Genomic DNA, 13,391 nt, shown 5'->3' with positions numbered 1-13,391 from the left:
CGTGGTTCGCTACCTGGATCCCGAGGACCATCCGGAGCTGGGGGAGGAGCGCGCGCCTCGTTCCTCCCCCGGTGAGAGGCTGGCGCGTGCCCGCGAACGCAACGCCGCCCTGAGCGGGACCGAAGCCGTTGAGGCAGCCCGTGAGGTGGCTCTTCGCAAGCTTGACGCCCGAGCGTGCTCGCGCGCCGAACTGGTTGCCGCGATGGTGGGGCGGGGGTTTCGCACCGAGGTCGCCGAGGAGGTCGTGGCGCGCCTGGAGGCCGTCGGCCTCGTGGATGATCAAGCCTACGCGGACGCTCTCGTCCGGTCACGCTTCGCGGCGACGGGCGCCTCCGGGCGAGCCCTGCGCGATACGCTGTCGCGCAAGGGATTGGGGGCCGACGTCATCGAGCGAGCCGTCGCGCAGATCGACCGCGACGACGAGGAAGCGCGGGCTGACGACCTGGTTGCCCGCAGGCGACGCTCACTGCAAGGAGTCAGCCGTCAGACCGCCTATCGGCGCCTGGCCTCGATGCTGGCACGCAAGGGGTACTCTCCGTCGGTCGCGTCGGCCGCCGTGTCGCGCGCGCTGGCGTCGTGGGAGAGCGAGGATGCGGCGCAGGAGGAGCCGTGGGACACGCCGTGAGAATGGACGATGTGGCAGTGGCCGCGATCATCGACAAGCTGGCGGGTGTAGGGTGGACGATAGCCACGGCAGAGTCTCTCACCGGAGGTGGCCTCGTGTCGCGCCTCGTCGACGTTCCCGGGGCCTCCAGGGTCGTGCGCGGCGGAGCGTGCACCTATGCGGTGGACACCAAGGCGTCGGTCTTGGGAGTGTCCGAGAGGCGCCTGGCGCAGACGGGACCGGTCGACCGGGAGGTTGCCATCGAGATGGCGCAGGGCGCGCGCACGCTCTTCGGCGCAACCCTGGGCGTGGCGACCACGGGCGTTGCCGGACCCGGAGCATCCGATGGCTTTCCTGCGGGCACGGTTCACGTCGCCTGCGCGTATCCGGGGGGACACGCCCATCGGCTGCTTCGCCTGGAGGGCGATCGAGCCGCCGTTCGCCGCGGTGCGATCGACGCGGCGCTGCGCCTTGTACGTGACGTGCTCGACTGAGCTTGCGCGCGGGCGGGCGACTAGACTTTTGGGCGATGAATACGATGACACCCCAGGATGCTGTGCTGCCTCGCACCTACGCGGTGCGCACGCTCGGCTGCCAGATGAACGAACACGACTCGGAGCGAATGGCGGGCCTGCTTGAGCAGGCGGGCTTGATTCCCGTGGAGAAGGTCCCCGAGGCCGCCGCGCGTGCCACCGACGCGGGGGACATGGGCGCGGACGTTGTCGTCATCAACACGTGTTCGGTCCGGGAAAACGCTGCGACCCGCCTCTTTGGGAATCTCGGCCAGCTGGCTGCCGTCAAGCGCAAGCGCCCCGGCATGCAGATCGCGGTCGGTGGGTGCCTCGCTCAGCAGATGCGTGACGGCATCGTGGAGAAGGCACCCTGGGTGGACGCCGTGTTCGGAACCCACAACATCGATGTTCTTCCCGCTCTGCTGCGCCGAGCCGAGCATAACAGCGAGGCGGCTGTCGAGATCGAGGAATCCCTGAAGGTCTTCCCGTCGACCCTTCCCACCCACCGCGAGAGCGTCTATGCCGCGTGGGTATCGATCTCGGTGGGCTGCAACAACACGTGCACGTTCTGTATTGTTCCCCGACTGCGCGGCAAGGAACGCGATCGGCGCCCCGGCGACATCCTCGCAGAAGTCGAGGCGGTCGCATCCCAGGGGGCTATCGAGGTGACCCTCCTCGGGCAGAACGTCAACTCCTACGGCGTTGGCTTCGGTGAGCGCGGTGCGTTCGCCGACCTTCTGCGTGCCGTCGGGCGAGTCGATGGCATCGAACGCGTGCGCTTCACCTCGCCGCACCCGGCGGCGTTCACAGACGATGTGATCGAGGCGATGGCGAACACCCCGACCGTGATGCCCAGCCTGCACATGCCGCTGCAGTCGGGCTCCGATGCGGTCCTTCGACAGATGCGCCGATCCTACCGGCGGGAGCGCTTCATGGGGATTCTCGAGCGCGTACGCGCCGCCATCCCGGATGCTGCGATCACCACCGACATCATTGTTGGATTCCCGGGAGAGACGGAGGAGGACTTCCAGGCCACGCTCGACGTCGTTGAGCAGGCGCGTTTCACGTCAGCTTTCACCTTCCTGTACTCTCCGCGCCCGGGCACCCCCGCCGCGGATCGCGAGGACCGGGTTCCCGACGGCGTTGCGCTCGAACGCTACCAGCGTCTCGTGGCTCTCCAGGAGAGCATCTGCGCGCAGGACAATGCCGCATTGGTGGGAACCGACGTGGAGGTCCTCGTCTCGTCCGGCGACGGGCGAAAGGACGGGGCGACCCATCGAATCTCGGGCCGGGCGCGGGACAATCGCCTCGTTCACGTGGCCCTGCCTGCAGGCTTGGCAGCGGGTGAGCGGCCCCGCCCCGGGGACATGATCCGGGCGACGGTGACTTACGGCGCACCCCACCACCTCATCGCCGACTCTGGAACTCACGGAGGCCTCTTCGAGGTGCGGCGCACCCGAGCGGGGGATGCGTGGCAGGCTCGCCAGGCCTCGCCCGAGTCCGATGCAACGGTTGCCCTGGGAATGCCAACGCTTCGGGTCGGCCCCGTGCGCTAGCGCGCCTCGCAGCGGTGGGCGCACCTGACGGGCCGCAGCGGCCGTGCACGTTTGCGCGGCGGAGACGGCGAAGCTGAGAAAACGTCAGCGCCAAACGTGCGTGTGATGCAGTGCTCATGAGCTACCTTAGCTTCGTGGCGATCGTCACGACGATGAGGCGATCGGCATGCGGGAGCACTCTTGGCAGTGCGGGTCGATCCGAGCCCCCCCGAGCGATCGGTGCCTCGGCCGTTAGCGCGGCGCGCGTCGCACCGTCGCAAGTGGTCGGCGCACGCTACCAAGAGTGCCCCGCTCCCGGCGCGCAGTTCAGAGCCGACAGCGGGGCACGGGTGGCGGGAGACGGCCCTCCCTCACGCCTCGGGCGTGCGATCCTGGCCGAGAAGGCCGGGCAGCTCACGCGCTGCCGATAGCCCGATGATGAGTCCCCTGCGCAGCATTGCGTGAATCTGTCGATCCGACAGCCCCTCACCCACGAAGAAACGCGAGGCAGCCACCATCACCCACTCATCGGAGTTTTCGATGGGAAAGACGGTCGGCTGCAGGTGGTCGGTGTTCCACCGATTCGCGACCTCCTGCAAAGACGCCTCGGTGTGGCCCTCGCCGACCGGAACAATACGCGTCTCGATCTGCGCCCACGGCGAGTCAGCCGGCTCACGGTGGATCTGGAAGCGTACATCCTCCAGCTCGGTCACGGCGATGAACTCGCCCGAGCCGTGCGGCAAACCGTCGCCCTTCAGGACGTTCTCGATACGCTCGATCGTCACCTCGGCGACCTCGGTGCCCCACTTGGCCGCGAAGTCGTCGGGCTCCATCGCGGGAGTCGGCGCGGCGGGAGCGGGCATCGCAGTGCCTCCCTCGCCGACGGTAAAGCTCTTCCACTCAGGCATCGCGGCCCTCCTTGGTCCACTGGTCGGGGAACGTCACATCAAGCTGGTTCATCATGGCCACCGATGCCATGATGAACTGGGAAACCTCGGCGGTGACCTGGGCGTCGGTGGCGCCGGCCACCCAGTTGAAGGTGTGTTGTAAACGCAGCGCGATCGTTCCCGCATCGGTGGGCGCGGAAGTGATCTTCGGTAGGTAGGTTGATGCGTTGAGCCGACGAACGGCGGACGCGATCGCTTCGGCGTGAGAGGCATCAAAGAAACGCGGGTACTCAGCGACCCCCTGAACGGGGTGTCCTTCGGGCACGGCGATGCGCAGGGTTCGGTTGGGCAGGATCGCCGCGACCTGACCGGTGGCGGACACGAAGGGGATGAGGCCCGCGGCCTCGACGGCGTGGGTGACTCTGTCGAGAGTCACCGGGGGCGTGTCTGTTGTACTCATGGCCCTAAGCCTAGCCGCTGTCCTGCGGTATCGGGCGCACCTGCCCGTACACTGGTTCTCATGGAGTCTTCGGTCAATCGCGCCTCTGACGTGCTCTGTGCGGTCGTGGGACCCACTGCATCGGGCAAATCGGATCTCGCCCTCGAGCTGGCCCTCGTGCTTCCCGACGTGCTCGGCGCGCCGGGCCACGGGGAGATCGTGTCCGCTGACGCGCTGCAGCTGTACCGGGGAATGGACGTGGGAACCGCGAAGACTCCCGTGAGCGAGCGCCGCGGGATTCGCCACCACCAGATCGACGTGCTCAGCGTCCGCGACGAAGCCTCCGTCGCCGCCTACCAGAAGCACGCGCGAGCCGACGTCGCCGATATTCACGAGCGCGGCGGCGTGGCGGTGGTCGCCGGAGGATCGGGACTCTACCAGCGCGCCCTCCTGGACGTTATCGACTTTCCCGGCACCGATCCTCACGTGCGCGCCCGCCTGCAGCGTCAGGCCGAGGGCCCCGGCGGAGTCCGCAGCCTGCACGAGCGCCTCGCCTCCCTCGACCCGATCTCCGCGACTAGGATCGACCCGCGAAACGAGCGTCGCATCGTGCGTGCGCTCGAGGTCATCGAGGTCACGGGACGCCCCTATTCGGCTTCCATGCCGCGCCACGAGTTTTTCTCGCCTGCGATCATGGTCGCGCTGCGCCGCCCGCTGGAGTCTCTGGACAAACGCATCGGGGTGCGCACGCGGGCGATGATGCGCGCCGGCCTCATCGAGGAGGTCCGCTCCCTCATCGATGAGGGGCTGCGCGAGGCAAAGACCGCGTCCCGTGCGACCGGGTACTCGCAGGCGCTGGCCGTCATCGATGGCCAGATGAGCGAGGAGGAAGCCGAGGAGTCGATCGCGCGAGCGACGCGTCAGCTGGCCAGGCGTCAGTTGAAGTGGCTGCGCCCCGACCCTCGCGTCCACTGGCTGGACGTGGAGGAGCTGGGCGGGGAGGACGCCGTGGCCGCGCGGGCGGTGGACCTGATGCGCGCGCAGGCGGATCGGACGCCACGACGCGCCTAACGCGGTTCGCTCCTGCGCGGTAGAGCGCGAGGGCGCTACGGTGAGGTCATGGTGTTTCCCCAGCTTCCCCGTCACGCGCGCGTCTTCAAGGCCCACGGCGCGGGCAACTCCTTCGTCGTCGCGACCGATCAATTCGACCAGTACGACCCCAGCGAGGCTGAGGTGGCGACCCTGTGTTCGCCGGCTTTCGGCATCGGCGCCGACGGCTTCATCCGCGCGGTTCAACGCGACGGGAGTTGGTTCATGGACTATCGCAACGCCGATGGATCCAAGGCCGAGATGTGCGGCAACGGCGTGCGCGTGTTCGTCGATCACCTGAGGAGGGAGGGCCTCGTGGACCTGCCGCTCGGCGCGACGCTGGACGTGGTCACGCGCGGCGGAATCAAACGGGTCACCCCGCTGGAGGAAGATGGCGGGCACGGAGCCCACTACCGCGTCGACATGGGCGCGGCAGCTTCCCCCGCCAGCGAGACGATCGAGGTGCGGATCCCCGGCGTCGACGGCGTCCTGGGGGGCCTGTGGGTGGACATGCCGAACCCCCATACGGTCGTCGAACTGGCCGACGAGGAGACCCTGCGCGGCGTCACTCTTCCGACGATCGACGTGTCGCGCCTTGCCCCGGGCCAGCGCCCCTCCTACGCTCCCGAGCCAGCCTCGGGCACGAACCTCGAACTCGTCGTTGACCTGACCACGCCCGGCTCGTCGCTGGGCCACATCGCGATGCGGGTCCTCGAGAGGGGCGTGGGCGAAACCCAGGCCTGCGGAACCGGCTGCTGCGCGGCCGCCCTGGCAACGGCGTTGCGGCGCGGAGCGACGGCCCCCACCCAATGGGTCGTCGATGTCCCCGGAGGAAGGGTGAGCGTGGGGCTGGACGGAGTCATTGACTGGTCGGGGGGTACGCCGCGCGTGACGAACGCGTCCGTGCTGCTCACCGGTCCCGCGATGCGCGTCGCCGACATTCGGCTTGCGTGATCGCCCGGGCAACTCCGGCGTGCCCGCCTCCGGGAGCGGGGGAGGAGGAGCTGCCCCTCAGCCTCGGCGCACCTCGATGATGCGGTAGCCCTTCTTCGACGCGTACTTGCGCGCCGCCAAACCCTGATCGTTGAGCCACGCGATCAGCGAGTCCGCCCCGAGATGACGCTGGACCACCAGGTACGCGAACCCCTCGGGCGCCAGGCGCCCCAACCACTGCGAGAGCATCTCGTGCATCGCTTCCTTGCCGATACGCACGGGGGGATTGGACCAGATGACGTCGAAGAAGGTTGCTGAGCGCACAGACTCGGCGAGCGCTTCGCAGGCCTTGAGCGCGCGCACGCCGCTCGCTCCGTTGGCAGCCGCGTTTCGGGCCGTCAGGTCGACCGCCCGCGAGTTGACGTCCACCGCCCACACCTCGCAGCGGGGAGCCTCCAGCGACATGACGGTCGCTAGGGGCCCCCACCCGCACCCCAGGTCCAGGAGCGCTCCACGAGGGGGCAGGTCCGGGGCAACCTCAAGGAGCTGGCGCGTGCCGGTGTCCAGCTTGGAGGCAGAAAACACGCGAGAGGAGACACGCATCGACAGCGTGAAGCCGCGGGCGCTGACCTCAAGGAGGCGAGTCTCGTCGCCGCGTGCGGGGGAGGAGTCGGTGAAATACTGATCGTCCACGGCACTCAGCCTATCGCGGGCGCGTGCGACGGCGCAGATGAGGACCGTCCGTGCGACACTGGAATCCCCCCCATGAGAAGGACGGATATGGACACGACCCCCAACGGCTCCGACGACGCGACCGCGCGCCGCGACCAGCGCGTCAACGATGTTGTCGCGCGCATCCTTGCGCGTTCGGGGACCGCGCTCGCCTCGACCTCGGGGCAGGACCATTCGGGGGACGCCGGGGAACTCGAGCGCGAGGCGAGAGCGGGGACGCGGCGCGTCGATACGGGGGCCTCGGATCGCGACGACATTTCCGAGGTCGAGTACCGTCAGGTGCGCCTCGAGAAGGTCGTGCTTGTTGGACTGCGCACCACGCAGAGCGAGGAGGAGGCGGAGAACTCGTTACGGGAGCTCGCCGCGCTTGCCGAGACGGCCGGTTCCAGGGTTCTCGACGGCATCATTCAGCGCCGTTCCAAGCCCGACCCGGCGACCTACTTGGGGTCCGGAAAGGCGCGTGAGCTCGCCGAGATCGTTCGCGCCGTGGAGGCCGACACCGTCATCGTCGACGAGGAGCTAGCACCCTCCCAGCGCCGAGGCCTTGAAGACGTCGTGGATGCCAAGGTCGTGGACCGCACCGCTCTCATCCTCGATATTTTTGCCCAGCATGCCAAGTCGCGTGAGGGCAAAGCCCAGGTGGAACTCGCCCAGCTTGAGTACCTGTTGCCGCGACTGCGCGGATGGGGCGAGTCCATGTCCCGCCAGGCCGGCGGACGCGTCGCCGGGGGAGCGGGCATCGGGTCGCGCGGACCCGGCGAAACGAAGATCGAGCTGGATCGGCGTCGTATCCGCACGCGCATGGCGAAGCTGAAAGCGGATATCGCCCGGATGGAGCCGGCGCGGCGCACGCAGCGTCAGTCTCGTCGCAGGGGGGCGGTGCCCTCGGTGGCCATCGCCGGGTACACCAACGCGGGCAAATCGACGCTGCTCAACCGCCTGACGGACGCGGGCGTGCTCGTCCAGGATGCGCTCTTTGCGACCCTGGACCCCACCGTGCGCCGGGCGCGCGCGGCCGACGGGCGCGAGTACACGCTGACGGACACCGTCGGATTCGTGCGAAACCTGCCGACCCAGCTGGTGGAGGCTTTCCGCTCGACCCTGGAAGAGGTGGGGCAGGCGGATCTCATCGTCCACGTCGTGGACGCCGCCCACCCTGATCCGGTGTCTCAGGTTCAGGCCGTTCGCTCCGTCATCGACACGATCGAGGGCGCCCGCGACATTCCCGAGTTGATCGCCCTGAACAAAGCGGACCTTGCCTCCCCCGAGCAGATCGCGCTTCTGCGCACCGTGTTTCCCGGGGCGGTGGCCCTGAGCGCGCGCACCGGATGGGGCGTGGACGCGCTGCGCGCCGCCGTGGAAGACATGCTGCCGCGCCCGCGGGTCTGCGTTGACGCTGTCCTGCCTTACTCGGCTGGCTCCCTCGTGCATCGGATCCACGAGGAAGGAGAGGTGGAACGGGAGGAGTACGTGGAGGCCGGTACTCGGATCGTCGCACGCGTCGATGCAGCACTGGCGGCCGTCGTCGCGCGTGAGGCGGTGCGCGGAACCGTCGCCGGCACGGCGGTGACCGGCGCGTGAGCGACAACCTGGTCGAGGCGTCGGGGCGAGTCCTCGATGCCGCCGTCGCCGCGATGGGCGGGGTCACCCGCGAGGGACAGGCATCGATGGTCTCCGAAGGGGCGGCCGCCCTGGAGGATCGCACGCACCTGCTTGTCCAGGCCGGCACCGGGACCGGCAAGTCGCTCGGATACCTCGTGCCTCTGCTGACGCACTGCGCGACGCGCGGGGTCAGGGGCGTCGTGTCGACGGCGACCCTTGCGTTGCAGCGCCAGATTCTCGTCAAGGATGCGCCCGTGGCGATCGACGCGGTCGCGTCGGTGACGGGTGTGCGGCTGAAGGTCGCGGTCCTCAAAGGCTGGCAGAACTACGCGTGCATGCACAAGCTCGACGGAGGGTATCCGGCCGAGGGGACGCTCTTCGAGGGCCGAGACCTGGAGGCGGGGCCGACGGGACAGCTCGGCGGCGAGATTATGCGCATCCGCGAGTGGATCGGCGAGACGGAAAGCGGGGATCGCGACGATCTGACGCCCGGTGTTTCCGACCGCGCGTGGCACCACGCGTCGGTGACCAAGCCCGAGTGCCTGGGCAAGCATTGCCCGCTCATTGACGAGTGCTTCGCTCAGGCGGCGCGCACGCAGGCCACCGAGGCGGATGTGGTCGTCACCAACCACTCCCTCTTCGGCATCAACGCGTGCACGGAGGGCGAGCTCTTCGGAGACTATGACGCCGTCGTCGTCGACGAAGCCCACGAGCTGGCCGATCGCGTGCGATCCCAGGCAGCCGCCGACCTGACGGTGGCACGCGTGAGCCGCGTGGCCCGTTCCCTCCGCTCCAACCTGTCGGTGGATTCGGCGGACCTCGACGAGGCTGGGGTAGGCCTCGGGGCTGCCCTTGCCCCCCTGCCCGAGGGCCTGCTGGAGTATCGGCCCGAGGCGCTCACGCACGCCATGACGGCGCTGGATGGGGCCGCCCGGCGCGCAAGCCACGAGGTCTCAGACGCGCAGGGGGAGCCGGCCGCCAAGGCGCTGGCGCGCGCGGCGGTTGACGAACTGATCGGAGCCATCGACGAATGGGGACGCGACCCCGACCGCTCGATTGCCTACATCACGAAGGATGAGTCCGAGAACGCGCGCCTGACGGTGGGGCCGCTCGACGTGTCGGGCGCCATCGGCGGCGTCGGAATTGGCCAGCGCCCCGCGATACTGACGTCGGCGACTCTGGCACTGGGAGGGAGCTTTGAGTATATTGCCGCCCAGGCGGGGATGGCGGTGTCGGGGGTGCCGTGGCACGGCATTGACGTGGGGTCCCCCTTTGACCACGCCCAACAGGGGATCCGGTACGTGGCAACCCACCTGCCGCCCCCGGGGCGCGAGGGTCCCTCCGATCAGCTGCTCGACGAACTCGTCGATCTCGCCCGCGCGTCGGCGGGGGGAGTGCTTGCGCTCTTCGCGTCGCGGCGCGGCGCCATCGCGGGCGCTCAGGCCCTGCGAGAACGCACGGACCTGAGAGTCTACCTGCAGGGGGAGGAGACTCTCGCTCAGCTGATTCAACGCTTCCGCGACGAACGCGACTCGTGCCTGGTGGGTACCATCTCACTGTGGCAGGGCGTCGACGTGGTGGGGGATGCCTGTCGCCTGGTCGTCATCGACAAGATTCCTTTCCCGCGCCCCGATGATCCTGTCGCCAAGGCGCGCTCCATGGACGTCGAGCGCCGGGGTGGCAACGGTTTCATGTCCGTGTCGCTCACCCATGCGGCGCTCATGATGGCGCAGGGGACGGGACGGTTGCTGCGCTCGAACGAGGACCGTGGGGTCGTGGCGATCCTGGATCCGCGCGTTGCGACAAAGCGCTACGGCGGCTTCATCATGCGTTCCCTGCCACCCATGTGGCCGACCACCGACCCGCAGGTTGTGCGTGGTGCCCTGCGGCGGCTCGCCGCTTCCCGGAAGGAATAGATGCGGGAGGCCGGCCGGAGTAAAACGTCGTGCAGATTACGGTCGCGCCCGGGGCACTATCTGCGACAATAGAAATGCCCGCAGACTCTAGGAGACACTCGTGGAAAATCAAGCGCAGACCCTGTACCCGGCAAAGTCCTCCGGACGACCCTCCAAGATTGCCATCATCGGCGCCGGCGCCGTTGGCACGGCAGTCGCCTATGCGTGTGCAATGCGTGGCGATGCCCGTTCAATCGTCCTGCAGGATATCAACAAGGCCAAGGTTGAGGCCGAGGCCCTCGACATGGCCCACGGTATCCAGTTCACTCCGGCCGGATCGATTGAAGGATCCGACGACGTGGAGATCGTCGCCGGATCTGACCTGATCATCGTGACCGCCGGAGCTAAGCAGCAGCCCGGACAATCCCGCCTCGAGCTTGCCGGTTCGACGGTGAACCTGATGAAGAAGATCGTTCCGAACCTGCAAAAAGTCGCTCCCGACGCGCGCTTCATGTTCATCACGAACCCCGTTGACGTCGTGACCTACGCTGCGCTGAAGATCACTGGGCTGCCCCGCAACCAGGTCTTCGGATCGGGCACGGTGCTTGATACCTCCCGGCTTCGTTACCTCGTCTCGCGTGAGACGGGCGTGGCCACTCAGAATATTCACGCCTACATCGCGGGCGAGCACGGCGACTCCGAGGTGGCCCTGTGGTCCAGCGCGGAGATCGGCAACGTTCCCCTTTCGCAGTGGGGACCGACCCTCAGCGGCGGAGTGTTCGATTCCGCGCTGCGTGCCTCGATCGCGCAGGAAGTTGTGCAGAGCGCCTACAAGATTATCGAGGGTAAGGGGGCCACGAACTACGCGATCGGCCTGGCCGCCTCGAAGATCGCGGGTGCTGTCCTGCGAGACGAGCAGCGCGTCCTGACGATCTCAACGCTGCTCGAGGACTGGGAGGGCATCTCCGATGTCGTCATGGCGGCGCCAACGATCGTTGGGCGCGACGGCGCCGGGCGTGTGCTCAACCCGCCGCTGACCCTCAACGAGCGTGACGGACTGACCGCGTCTGCCGAGCGACTGCGCCAGGTCGCTCGTGACCTCGGCTTCTGACGGCGGATTCTCCTCATGGTGTGGCGCCGCCCCCTCGGGGGCGGCGCCACACCATTGGCCTAGAGCGAGCGAATGACGGTGACGACCTTGCCGAGGATGGTGGCCTCGTCGCCCGGGATAGGGGAGTAGTCCCGGTTGTGCGGAAGCAACCAGACGTGCCCGCCCGTGACGGAGAGCTCCTTGACCGTGGCCTCCCCGTCGATCATCGCCGCGACGTACTCGCCGTTGCGCGCCTCGTTCTGCGAGCGGATGACAACGTAGTCTCCATCAAAGATGCCCGCATCGACCATGGAATCGCCGCTGACCTCGAGCATGAAGAGATCCCCGTGTCCGGTCATGGACGTCGGCAGGCGGAAGACATCCTCGACGTGCTGTTCGGCCGTGATCGGTGTGCCGGCCGCGATGCGCCCCACGAGGGGGATTGGCGTACCCTCCTCCTCCACGTGCGAGATCGGGACCTCGATGCGAACAACGCCGCTCGACACAGGCGCGGAGCCGGTGATGCCGAGCTCTTCGCCTGCGCGCTGAGTCAGATCGAGGGCGCGGGGCAACCCCGGCTCGCGCACCAGGTACCCCTCCGCCTCGAGGGCGTCGAGGTGGTGCTTGACGGTCGAAGGTGAGGCCAACCCGACGGCAGATGCGATCTCGCGCACAGAGGGGGGAAAGCCGTTGGAGCTGAGCTTTTCGTTGATGACGCGCAGGATGGCGCGGTGTCGATCGCTGATAGGACGCTCTGTCATGGGCTCTCCTTGGTCTCGAGGCGGACGCAGATGTGCATGCAGTGGAGTCCACTGGATGCGTCAAGGATATGACGAGATCTGCCGGTCATGAAACACATGTTCGAGCGGGTCTCGACATTGGGTTCTACACATGCTATCGTACACGTGTTCGACGAACAGATGTTCGATTGAGTTGTCTTGGAGGTTCCTCATGAGTGTTCCCTTCGCTTCGAAGCACGCCGTCTCCTTCCCAGCGCGCCGCTCGCCGCTGCGTGCCGTGGAGGACTCCCCCCTGGCGACGGTTCGTGACATTTCCTCCGCGCCCTCGGCCCGGCGCCGACTCTCGGCGCAGCGCGGCGATGATCCCTCCTTCCTTCGCGTTCCCGTCGCCCCCAGGCGGAGGGAGCTTTCCTCGCGGCGAGGCCTGGTAATGGGAGCAATCACCACGCTCGCCCTGACGGTGGGCGCCGGGGCGCTCGGTGTGGCTCTTCAGCCGAGCGCCTACGACGGTCCGACGGTCACGAAGTCTGTCGTCAGCGGAGACTCGGTGTGGTCGCTGGCCCAGGGCGTCAATACTGAACGCCCCCTCGAGGAGGTCGTCGCCGACATCGAGCGACTGAATGATGTGCGCGGTGCGCTCCAGCCCGGTCAACGCGTAGTCGTCCCCATCCGCTAGGAGCCTTTGTGGCACTGACAGGGCGCGGGGTGAGCGTGTACCGTTGAGGGGTGCACTGCCCGTTTTGCCATAACCCGGACTCGCGCGTCGTGGATACACGCATCGCGGACGACGGCGCGTCGATTCGGCGTCGTCGCGAGTGCACGCACTGCAAGAAGCGCTTTACGACGCTCGAAACCTCGTCCTTTCAGGTCGTCAAACGCTCGGGTGTGGTCGAGTCTTTTTCCCGGAACAAGGTTGTTTCCGGAGTGAAGAAGGCCTGCCAAGGTCGTCCCGTGTCGGATGACCAACTCGCCATCCTCGCCCAGCAGGTTGAGGAACAGCTGCGATCCACGGGCGTATCCAATGTGTCAACCAACGAGGTCGGCAAGGCTATCCTGCCGTTTCTGCGCGATCTCGACGTCATCGCCTATCTGCGCTTCGCCTCCGTCTACCAAGCCTTCGACACCCTCGAAGACTTCGACGAAGCGATCCAAGCGTTGCGGGAGCGGTCGACTGGCGGCGCACGGAAACAGACGGTCTCGGACGGGGCCCCCGCCTCGCCGTCGCAGCCCGCGAAAAAGCCGCGCAAAGCCCGCGCAGCGCGCAAGCGCACCGCGAACGCTCCCACCCTCCTGGGCGACGAGTAAGCCCGTGCACGCGAAGAAGCGGCGTGCC

The 13,391-nt window shown here is 67.7% G+C and carries 14 protein-coding genes; 10 read left to right on the top strand and 4 right to left on the bottom strand.

Translation table 11 applies throughout. From position 1 onward, the window contains the following. Position 1: 1 nt before the first annotated feature. From NQK35_RS04555 to miaB, 3 genes are read left to right on the top strand one after another with little or no spacing between them, the layout of a single operon-like run. On the top strand, positions 2 to 625 hold the full coding sequence (locus NQK35_RS04555) for a regulatory protein RecX (RefSeq protein ID WP_257114675.1): 624 nt from the start codon (positions 2 to 4) through the stop codon (positions 623 to 625). Between the two features lie 2 nt (positions 626 to 627). Beyond that, positions 628 to 1,098, top strand: a complete 471-nt coding sequence (locus tag NQK35_RS04550) for a CinA family protein (protein ID WP_257114763.1) — start codon at positions 628 to 630, stop codon at positions 1,096 to 1,098. Positions 1,099 to 1,133: 35 nt separating this feature from the next. After that, positions 1,134 to 2,672, top strand: coding sequence for a tRNA (N6-isopentenyl adenosine(37)-C2)-methylthiotransferase MiaB (gene miaB / locus NQK35_RS04545; protein WP_257114674.1), 1,539 nt, complete (start codon positions 1,134 to 1,136; stop codon positions 2,670 to 2,672). 350 nt (positions 2,673 to 3,022) lie between these two features. On the opposite strand, the gene NQK35_RS04540 is transcribed toward miaB, so the two are convergent. Together NQK35_RS04540 and NQK35_RS04535 are read right to left on the bottom strand one after the other, a co-directional pair. Further along, positions 3,023 to 3,559, bottom strand: a complete 537-nt coding sequence (locus NQK35_RS04540) for a YbjN domain-containing protein (protein WP_009211801.1) — start codon at positions 3,557 to 3,559, stop codon at positions 3,023 to 3,025. Beyond that, positions 3,552 to 3,998, bottom strand: a complete 447-nt coding sequence (locus tag NQK35_RS04535; protein WP_009211800.1) for a histidine kinase — start codon at positions 3,996 to 3,998, stop codon at positions 3,552 to 3,554. The genes NQK35_RS04540 and NQK35_RS04535 overlap by 8 nt, the downstream gene beginning before the upstream one ends. Before the next feature lie 60 nt (positions 3,999 to 4,058). Here NQK35_RS04535 and miaA point away from each other — a divergent pair, with 60 nt between their 5' ends. Beyond that, positions 4,059 to 5,048: a tRNA (adenosine(37)-N6)-dimethylallyltransferase MiaA gene (gene miaA / locus NQK35_RS04530; RefSeq protein WP_009211799.1), complete on the top strand. Its 990-nt coding sequence runs from the start codon at positions 4,059 to 4,061 to the stop codon at positions 5,046 to 5,048. A gap of 48 nt (positions 5,049 to 5,096) precedes the next feature. After that, a complete protein-coding gene (gene dapF, locus NQK35_RS04525; RefSeq protein WP_009211798.1) occupies positions 5,097 to 6,020 on the top strand; it encodes a diaminopimelate epimerase in 924 nt (307 codons plus the stop codon). A gap of 57 nt (positions 6,021 to 6,077) precedes the next feature. Here the strand turns inward: dapF and NQK35_RS04520 are convergent, their stop codons facing one another. Continuing rightward, positions 6,078 to 6,692 carry a class I SAM-dependent methyltransferase gene (locus NQK35_RS04520; protein ID WP_009211797.1) on the bottom strand — a complete coding sequence of 205 codons (615 nt, stop codon included), beginning with the start codon at positions 6,690 to 6,692 and terminating at the stop codon, positions 6,078 to 6,080. Between the two features lie 87 nt (positions 6,693 to 6,779). On the opposite strand from NQK35_RS04520, the gene hflX reads away from it, so the two are divergent. The 3 genes from hflX to NQK35_RS04505 all read left to right on the top strand — a co-directional run bounded on the left by hflX (position 6,780) and on the right by NQK35_RS04505 (position 11,339). Then, the gene (gene hflX, locus NQK35_RS04515) at positions 6,780 to 8,312 is read left to right on the top strand and encodes a GTPase HflX (RefSeq protein WP_048741132.1); all 1,533 of its coding nucleotides are present in this window, start codon (positions 6,780 to 6,782) and stop codon (positions 8,310 to 8,312) included. Beyond that, entirely contained in the window at positions 8,309 to 10,249 is a 1,941-nt protein-coding gene (locus NQK35_RS04510) for an ATP-dependent DNA helicase (RefSeq protein ID WP_257114673.1), read from the top strand. The genes hflX and NQK35_RS04510 overlap by 4 nt, the downstream gene beginning before the upstream one ends. Before the next feature lie 100 nt (positions 10,250 to 10,349). Continuing rightward, the gene (locus NQK35_RS04505) at positions 10,350 to 11,339 is read left to right on the top strand and encodes an L-lactate dehydrogenase (RefSeq protein ID WP_009211794.1); all 990 of its coding nucleotides are present in this window, start codon (positions 10,350 to 10,352) and stop codon (positions 11,337 to 11,339) included. Between the two features lie 59 nt (positions 11,340 to 11,398). Here NQK35_RS04505 and lexA read toward each other — a convergent pair whose 3' ends face one another. Then, positions 11,399 to 12,079: a transcriptional repressor LexA gene (gene lexA, locus NQK35_RS04500; RefSeq protein WP_257114672.1), complete on the bottom strand. Its 681-nt coding sequence runs from the start codon at positions 12,077 to 12,079 to the stop codon at positions 11,399 to 11,401. A gap of 190 nt (positions 12,080 to 12,269) precedes the next feature. Here lexA and NQK35_RS04495 point away from each other — a divergent pair, with 190 nt between their 5' ends. Further along, positions 12,270 to 12,734 (top strand): LysM peptidoglycan-binding domain-containing protein, encoded by a 465-nt coding sequence (locus NQK35_RS04495; RefSeq protein WP_257114671.1) that lies wholly within the window; start codon positions 12,270 to 12,272, stop codon positions 12,732 to 12,734. A 50-nt stretch (positions 12,735 to 12,784) separates the two neighbouring features. Continuing rightward, the gene (gene nrdR / locus NQK35_RS04490) at positions 12,785 to 13,363 is read left to right on the top strand and encodes a transcriptional regulator NrdR (protein WP_034230840.1); all 579 of its coding nucleotides are present in this window, start codon (positions 12,785 to 12,787) and stop codon (positions 13,361 to 13,363) included. Positions 13,364 to 13,391 lie beyond the last annotated feature (28 nt).

Origin of the sequence: Schaalia odontolytica, assembly GCF_024584435.1 — a bacterium.
Taxonomy (GTDB): domain Bacteria; phylum Actinomycetota; class Actinomycetes; order Actinomycetales; family Actinomycetaceae; genus Pauljensenia.
The sequence above is the reverse complement of the archived record's forward strand: the minus strand, read 5'-3'. Positions and strand labels throughout refer to the sequence as shown.

Excerpts from the sequence above, each read along its gene's own strand:
- NQK35_RS04550 (WP_257114763.1), top strand. The coding sequence starts at position 628 with ATGGACGATGTGGCAGTGGCCGCGATCATCGACAAGCTGGCGGGTGTA.
- miaB (WP_257114674.1), top strand. The coding sequence starts at position 1,134 with ATGAATACGATGACACCCCAGGATGCTGTGCTGCCTCGCACCTACGCG.
- NQK35_RS04540 (WP_009211801.1), bottom strand. The coding sequence starts at position 3,559 with ATGCCTGAGTGGAAGAGCTTTACCGTCGGCGAGGGAGGCACTGCGATG.
- NQK35_RS04535 (WP_009211800.1), bottom strand. The coding sequence starts at position 3,998 with ATGAGTACAACAGACACGCCCCCGGTGACTCTCGACAGAGTCACCCAC.
- miaA (WP_009211799.1), top strand. The coding sequence starts at position 4,059 with ATGGAGTCTTCGGTCAATCGCGCCTCTGACGTGCTCTGTGCGGTCGTG.
- dapF (WP_009211798.1), top strand. The coding sequence starts at position 5,097 with ATGGTGTTTCCCCAGCTTCCCCGTCACGCGCGCGTCTTCAAGGCCCAC.
- hflX (WP_048741132.1), top strand. The coding sequence starts at position 6,780 with ATGGACACGACCCCCAACGGCTCCGACGACGCGACCGCGCGCCGCGAC.
- lexA (WP_257114672.1), bottom strand. The coding sequence starts at position 12,079 with ATGACAGAGCGTCCTATCAGCGATCGACACCGCGCCATCCTGCGCGTC.
- NQK35_RS04495 (WP_257114671.1), top strand. The coding sequence starts at position 12,270 with ATGAGTGTTCCCTTCGCTTCGAAGCACGCCGTCTCCTTCCCAGCGCGC.